Annotated in this window: 5 protein-coding genes; 1 reads left to right on the forward strand and 4 read right to left on the reverse strand. The window is 62.1% G+C overall.

Features of this window, described 5'->3' with window-relative positions:
• Nucleotides 1–37: 37 nt before the first annotated feature.
• The 3 genes from ACE04F_RS04280 to ACE04F_RS04290 form a co-directional block, all read right to left on the reverse strand.
• Nucleotides 38–1,777: a dipeptidase gene (locus ACE04F_RS04280; protein ID WP_486105093.1), complete on the reverse strand. Its 1,740-nt coding sequence runs from the start codon at nucleotides 1,775–1,777 to the stop codon at nucleotides 38–40.
• A 398-nt stretch (nucleotides 1,778–2,175) separates the two neighbouring features.
• Entirely contained in the window at nucleotides 2,176–4,179 is a 2,004-nt protein-coding gene (locus ACE04F_RS04285) for a peptidase U32 family protein (RefSeq protein ID WP_486105095.1), read from the reverse strand.
• Between the two features lie 104 nt (nucleotides 4,180–4,283).
• Nucleotides 4,284–5,852 (reverse strand): sensor domain-containing diguanylate cyclase, encoded by a 1,569-nt coding sequence (locus tag ACE04F_RS04290; RefSeq protein ID WP_486105097.1) that lies wholly within the window; start codon nucleotides 5,850–5,852, stop codon nucleotides 4,284–4,286.
• Nucleotides 5,853–5,980: 128 nt separating this feature from the next.
• Between ACE04F_RS04290 and ACE04F_RS04295 the strand changes: the two genes are divergently transcribed.
• Nucleotides 5,981–6,439, forward strand: coding sequence for a metallophosphoesterase family protein (locus tag ACE04F_RS04295; RefSeq protein ID WP_486105099.1), 459 nt, complete (start codon nucleotides 5,981–5,983; stop codon nucleotides 6,437–6,439).
• 10 nt (nucleotides 6,440–6,449) lie between these two features.
• Here ACE04F_RS04295 and ACE04F_RS04300 read toward each other — a convergent pair.
• The coding region (locus ACE04F_RS04300; protein ID WP_486105101.1) for a sugar phosphate isomerase/epimerase family protein at nucleotides 6,450–7,213 on the reverse strand (764 nt) is incomplete at its 5' end.

The following is a 7,213-nucleotide window of genomic DNA, read 5'->3' on the forward strand; positions in this document are numbered from 1 at the left end:
CCCCCCCCCCCCCCCCCACGGGTGGATCACAACAGGCTCAGAGCTTCGGCAACTGCCCGATCCGCCCCATCATTTCGGTGACGACCTGCAGGTCCAACAGGAACTGCTCGACGGTCTTGAACTCGTTATCGTTGTGCCCGGTGTACTTGACGTCGGGCATGGCCAGGCCGAACTGCACGCCGTTGGGTAGATCATGAACCGACGTGGCGCCGGCGGACGTACCGAACTTGTGCTCCATGCCGAGATTCTCAGTGGCAACGGCCAGCAGCGCCTTGACCCATTCACCTTCGGGGTTGCGGTACATCGGCTCGTCGATGGAGTTGTCGAAGGCCACCGCTATCCTGGACTTCTTCACCCAGGCTGAAAGCTTGTCGTCGATTTCAGTCTTCAGCGCTTGCGTCGGCTTGCCCACGGGCACCCGCAGGTTGACCGCGAGCTTGAAGGCCTTGTCATCCATCCCGACGTAGGTCAGCGAGGCGGTCAGCGGCCCCATGAACGCGTCGGAAAAACCGATGCCGAGTTTGTTCCCCAGGTAGTCCAGGCCCCAGTTGTCGGCGGCATAGCGCGCAGCGTCGGTGATGTGGTTGTGCTTGAGTGCGACGGTGTCGCCCAGACCATCGATGAACAGCAGCATCCTGGCGACCGGATTGACGCCTGACTCGGGCTCGGAGGAGTGTGCCGAAACGCCAGTGAAGGTCAGCTTGACCGCATTATCGACGACCTCGCTGGCGACTTGAAAGTCGCCGCCATTGGCCTTGGCAAAGTCGGTGCTGGCCTTGGCCAGGCTGGCAGCCAGTTCGGCGGGCTTGTCGGTCGTAAAGGTCGCCACCGACGTCGACGGGATCTGATTGGTCGCCATGCCGCCCGTCAACGCCGTAATCTCGGCACCTTGACCCTGTGCCGACCGGCGCGGGAAATTCGCCATGACCGTGCCATAGCCTTTCTCGGCAATCACCACCGGGTAGCTGCCATCCAGCGCCAGGTTGTAGTTTGGCGTCGGGTTACGCTCGAAGTAGTAAGGAATGGCGTCGCCGGTGGTTTCCTCGGTGGTATCGACCAGCAGCTTGAAGTTGCGCGCCAGCGGCAGTTTTTCTTCCCTGATGATCTTCATGGCGTAGAGCGCCACAACGATGCCGTTCTTGTCGTCTTCGGTGCCGCGGCCGTACATCCGATCGCCCACCAGCGTGACCTTGAAGGGATCAAGCCTGGTGCCGTCCTTGAGCACCCAGTTTTCCGGCGTGACTGGGACCACGTCGGCATGGGCGTGAATGCCCACCACTTCGTCACCCGAGCCTTCGAGGGATATCTCGTAGACGCGGTTGTCGATGTTGCGAAAGTTCAGGTTGAAGGACTCGGCCAGACTCTTGATCTTGTTCGCGATCTTGAGGAACTCAGGGTTTTCATGCTGGGCAACGCCGTCCTTGCGATAGGTCGGGATTTCCACCAATTGGCGCAAGGTTTCGGTGGCAGCTTTGCCGTACTTCACCCGGGCATAGATACCCAGCAGGCGATGGATTTCGTTCTGCTGTTCCGCCGAGAGGGTTTTGTTGCCCTGGAAGGCGCTGATGGCCGGGCCGAGGTTGGCGGTTTTCGCCAGCTCGCTATTGGCGACGCTTGCGAGGAACTGGCGGAAATCGTTGACCGAGGTATCAGTGAATTTTTCGACCAGGGTCGCGCTCTGTTGTGCGGAAATGTTGGCGTAGGCCGACATCGGGAAAGACGACAGGCTGGACAGGGCGAGGGTGGCGATAGCGAGACGCTTGAACGGGAAGTTCATGGTGGGAGGCATTCCTTTGCAGGGAAAAAGTGACGGTATGAAACAATCACTTACAACCTAGCATCATGAATGCGCGATAGGGGAGCCCTTTGAACGGAATCTGTCGCCGGGCAAAGCGAAAACGGCGCAGAAATGAAAATCCCCTGTGGGAGCGTAAAGCTGTTCACTTAAGAAAAAATGATGAACCTGTGGCGGGGGGGCTTGCTCCCGCTCGGCTGCGAAGCAGTCGTAAAGCCGGCGGGTGCGGTGTGTCTGATGCTCCGCATTTGGCAGGTTTTGGGGCCGCTTCGCGGCCCAGCGGGAGCAAGCTCCCCCCCCACGGGTTTGTGAACAGCGTTACTTGTGGGAGCGAGCCTGCTCGCGAAGAGAACAGTACAGTCAATCGAGATCCATTTGACTCAGTGCGCTCCACGCGCAATCGTCTTGAGCAAGTCCTCCGGACTGATATGACCGACCACCGGTGGCGCCGTGCTGCCGGGCAACGGCAGGTCAAGGATATGCCCCTTGATCTTGCCCACCACATGCATCTCGCAGGGTTTGCAGTCGAACTTCAGCGTCAGTACTTCATCACCATGGATCAACTGCATCGGCGCAACCTTGGTGCGTACGCCGGTGACGCCCTTGGCCTGCTTGGGGCAAAGGTTGAAGGAAAACCGCAGGCAGTGCTTGGTGATCATCACCGGGACTTCGCCGGTTTCCTCATGGGCTTCGAACGCCGCGTCGATCAGCTTGACCCCGTGGCGGTGGTAGAAGTCCCGGGCCTTCTGGTTGTAGACGTTGGCCAGGAATGACAAATGCGCCTCCGGATACACCGGTGGCGGCGTGGTCTCGGCCTTGCGTCCGCCCCGTGGGTGCGCCGCGATACGCGCCGTGGTCAGGGCTTCGATGACCTCGCGGCGCAGGGCCTTGAGCTGGGAGTTGGGAATGAAATAAGCCTGGGGCGCATCCAGTTTGATCGATGTGGCGTGGTATTCGGTGGTGCCCAACTGGCCGAGCAGGTCTTGCAACTGCTCCAGGGCCTGCTCCGGTTTGTTCGCCAGGCCGAAGGGACCGTCCAGGGCGACGTTGGCGCTGATGCCTTCTTCGCTGGTGGCGGTCAACTCCAGGCGCTCTTCGCGCAAGCGAGCGACCCAGGCCAGGCCCACGCGACGCTCGGCGGAGGTCTTGAGCAGTGCTTGCTGCCAGTTGTGATCGAGGTTGCGGCTCAGCGCATGGTTGGGGCGCAACTGGTACAGGCCGGCCGGCATCTCGTTGGGTTCGACGCGGTAGCGGTAGCGCTGCTTGCCGTCCTCGTCGAGGAATTCGCCCTTGGGCTCGGCAATGTTGGCCCGGAAGCCGACCACTTCGCGCTTGACCAGCACGTTGAGGCCGTCGCCGTTGGACAGCGGGTCGAAGGTCACCACCTGCAAGTCGCGCTTGCCGACTTTTTCCACCACGCCCACCGGCACGCCGGTGAACGTCGGCGAGTCGAAGGCGCCGATGTCGATCTTGCGCTCGCTGACGAAGTAGTCGGTGCTACCACGGTGGAAGGTCTTGTCCGGGTCCGGCACGAAGAAATGCGCGGTGCGGCCGCTGGAGGCGCGGGCCAGGTCCGGGCGGTCTTCGAGAACATCGTCGAGGCGCTGGCGATAGTAGGCGGTGATGTTCTTCACATAGCCCATGTCCTTGTAGCGACCTTCGATCTTGAACGAGCGCACGCCCGCTTCGACCAGGGCGCGGATGTTCGCGCTCTGGTTGTTGTCCTTCATCGACAGCAGGTGTTTTTCATAGGCGACAACCCGGCCCTGGTCATCCTTGAGGGTGTAGGGCAGGCGGCAGGCCTGGGAGCAATCGCCACGGTTGGCGCTGCGCCCGTTCTGGGCATGGGAAATGTTGCACTGGCCGGAAAACGCCACGCACAGGGCGCCGTGAATGAAGAACTCGATGGCCGCATCGGTCTCGTCGGCGATGGCGCGGATTTCCTGCAGGTTCAGCTCACGGGCCAATACCAGCTGCGAGAAACCGGCCTGGTCGAGAAACTTTGCCCGGGCCAGGGTGCGGATGTCGGTCTGGGTGCTGGCGTGCAGCTCGATCGGCGGGATGTCCAGCTCCATCACGCCCAGGTCCTGGACGATCAGCGCATCGACGCCGGCGTCGTAGAGCTGATGGATCAACTGGCGGGCCGGCTCCAGCTCGTTGTCGTGCAGGATCGTGTTGATCGTGGTGAACACCCGGGCATGGTAGCGATGGGCGAATTCCACCAGCCCGGCGATGTCGCTCACCTCGTTGCAGGCGTTGTGACGCGCGCCGAAACTCGGGCCACCGATGTACACGGCATCGGCGCCATGCAGAATGGCCTCGCGGGCGATGGTCACGTCGCGGGCGGGGCTGAGCAATTCCAGATGATGTTTAGGCAAGGACATGTTTTTTAGTCAGGCTGGTCACGGTCGAAGCGCGCATTGTAGCCGTCAAGCGCCGGATCGGCACCTGTGCAGGCCAGTGTTGGCTGAAATCAGCCGATATGCGGTCAGCCCTGGGCGGCGCCGGCGCTGCACCAGCGGTTTCGCCCGGTGTTCTTCGCCAGGTACAGGAAGGCGTCGGCGGCCTTGATCAGCATCGCAGGGCTGACGTCCTCGCTGCTCGGTTGGCAGGTGGTGATGCCGGCACTGATCGTCACGATCCCCAGCGGGTGATCGCCGTGTTCAATGTTCAAGGCCCTGACGGATTCCAGGATTTGCTGCGCCACTTTGGCGGCGCCTGCGCTGTCGGTGTTTGGTAGCAATACGGTGAACTCCTCACCGCCGTACCGGACCGCCAGGTCCCCGGGCCGCTTGATGGTCTGCCCGATCGCGCCGGCAATCGCCCGCAGGCAATCGTCGCCAGCGGCATGGCCGTATTTGTCGTTGTAGCGTTTGAAGTAGTCGACGTCGAGCATGATCAGGGCCAGGGACGAGCCTTGCCGCTTGGCCAGGCGTAGCTCGTCGGCCAGGGCAATGTCCAGCCGCCGGCGATTGCCCAACCCGGTCAGGCTGTCGGTCAGCGCCATGTCACGCATGGCCTGGTGGGCGCTGCGAATCTGCGTTTCCATGGTCATGCGGTAGCGCAGCTGGCTCAGGACGATCAGGCCGAACCCGACCAGAATCGCGATCAGGAACACCAGTACCAGGCCGGTCTTGAGCAGGTCGCGACGCCACGGAGCAATGATCGATTCCCGCGACAAACCGGCTTCCACCACCAGCGGGTAGGTGGTCAGGGCCCGGTAGCCATACAGACGCTCGGTGTCGTCGACGACGGCCTTGGCTTCGGCGACGCCCTGGTTGGAAGTGGGCAGATGTTCCCGGAAGATCACGCTATTGACCAGGCTCTTGCCAATCACCGCAGCGACGAAAGGCCGGCGGACCAGGATCGTTCCGCTGCGCTTGGCCAGGACCAGGGCACCTTTGCCGTCGATCTTGAAGTCGCCGTAGTAGTCGACGAAATAACTGACCTTGACCGTCCCGAGCATCACCCCGGCGAACGAGCCATCGGGGTTGTTCAAGCGGCGCGAGATGGGGATGATCAGGTCGTTGGTGGATCGGCTCTTGACCACATCGCCAATACGTACGCCTCGATCCTCGTGGGTACGGTGGTACTGGAAGTAGTCGCGGTCGGCGTTGTTCGCCATCTCCGGGATCACTTCCTTGTCGGTCACCAGCCACTGGCCGTCCGGGCCGTAGATGAACAGCCCGTGCAGTTGCGGCATGATCGCGGCCTGCTGCACCAGCAGCCGATGAATGCGCGGGATGTCCATGTTCTGCAAACCGTCGCCTTCCACGCGCTCGCCGAGGGCGGCGGTGACCACATCCACTTGCCGGATGGTGTCCTCGGCGTGTTGGGCCGTCGCCCGCGCCAGGTTCGTCACCGAATCGCGGGCAGACGCGAAGGCCGCCCGATAGTCTCGCCAGGTACGCCAGCCCTCGACGGCCAGGAAGGCGACGATTACCACGAGCATGAAACTCACGGTCAGCCGAAATGCAGCCCCGGCCCGCACAGCTTGCGGGGAAAAGGCCTGATCGGGGCTTTCAATCCTGGGCTCCGGCCGTTTGCGTCCGAGCATTGATATATCCTTCTACACGACAGGGCTTGGCGCTTCAGCGCGCAGCCTATCCTATTCGATTTCAGCACGTTAGCTAACTGCGACGAGGCAGCTACAGCTGACGACACACCGTAGGGGAGGAAGGTTTCATGAAAGTGGGCGTGATTTCAGATACCCATGGCCTGCTGCGCCCCGAAGCAATGGCCGCCCTGCAAGGCTGCGAGCGGATTATTCATGCCGGTGATATCGGCAGCCCGGAGATCCTCGAGACGTTGGCCGCCGTTGGCGAGCTGCACGTAGTACGGGGTAACAACGACCTTGGCGCCGACTGGGCAGGGAATATCGCCGACAGCCTGCAATTCGAACTCGGCGGTTGGCAGGTGCTGTTGGTCCATGACATCGCCGATGTGCCGGCGCTGCTCGATGCCGATGTGAGGCTGGTGATCACCGGCCATTCGCACAAACCCCTGGTCGAATGGCGCGGTGATCGGCTGTACCTAAACCCTGGCAGCGCCGGCCGGCGGCGGTTCAAGCTGCCGGTGACGCTGGCGTTGCTGGAGGTAAGCGAACAGGCGATCGAGCCGCGTATCGTGCCGTTGCTCGCCTGATCGGCACCGACTACTTGAAGTACTTGTCCACGTACGCCTGGATTTCCTGGCGCATGAACCGCCCCGATTCATCCGCGCGTTCTTCCCAGCCGAACACGCACGCGGTGACGATGCCGTTGAAGCCGGTCTTGGTCAACTCGCCGAAAAACAGGTCCCAGTCGATCTCGCCCTGGTGCATGTCCATGTGCTGGTGCACGGTCACTTTCGCCCCGGGCGGGTTGACGATGTAGCGCAAGCCGGACGAAGCCTTGTGGTTGTAGGTGTCGGCGATGTGCACATGGGCGATCATCGAGCCGGCTTCGGCGACCATGGCTTTCATGTCGTCGCCGAAGTAGAACGTGTGCGGCGTGCAATAGAGGAACTTGACGTTGTCCGAGCCGAGGGTCTTGAGCATGTCCAGGGCCGGGTGCAGCGTCTCGCACCAGTCTTCCGGATGAGGCTCGACGTTCAATGTGACTCCCTCCGCTTCGAAGATCGGCACCAGCTCTTCCATTGAGCGCCACCACGCCGCTTCGCTGGACTCATGGCTGTGTACGCCGCCGCAACAACTGACCTTGTGCCCGCGATCCGGCGACGGCCCGCGCCCGAACTCCGAGTTCATCGTCGTACACCCCATCTCCACGGCGATCTGGATTGCTTCCTTCCAGTAACTCACCGCCGCCCGGCGTTCGTCCTCGTGGGGACTGGCCCAGCGGTACATCGGCAGCAGCGAAGCCAGTTGCAGATTGTGGTCGCGCAGGGCTTTCTTGAATTCGGCGACGCGCTCCTTGTGAG

Source organism: Pseudomonas sp. AGC41, assembly GCF_057334555.1.

Excerpts from the sequence above, each read along its gene's own strand:
- ACE04F_RS04295 (WP_486105099.1), top strand. The coding sequence starts at position 5,981 with ATGAAAGTGGGCGTGATTTCAGATACCCATGGCCTGCTGCGCCCCGAA.
- ACE04F_RS04290 (WP_486105097.1), bottom strand. The coding sequence starts at position 5,852 with ATGCTCGGACGCAAACGGCCGGAGCCCAGGATTGAAAGCCCCGATCAG.
- ACE04F_RS04280 (WP_486105093.1), bottom strand. The coding sequence starts at position 1,777 with ATGAACTTCCCGTTCAAGCGTCTCGCTATCGCCACCCTCGCCCTGTCC.
- ACE04F_RS04285 (WP_486105095.1), bottom strand. The coding sequence starts at position 4,179 with ATGTCCTTGCCTAAACATCATCTGGAATTGCTCAGCCCCGCCCGCGAC.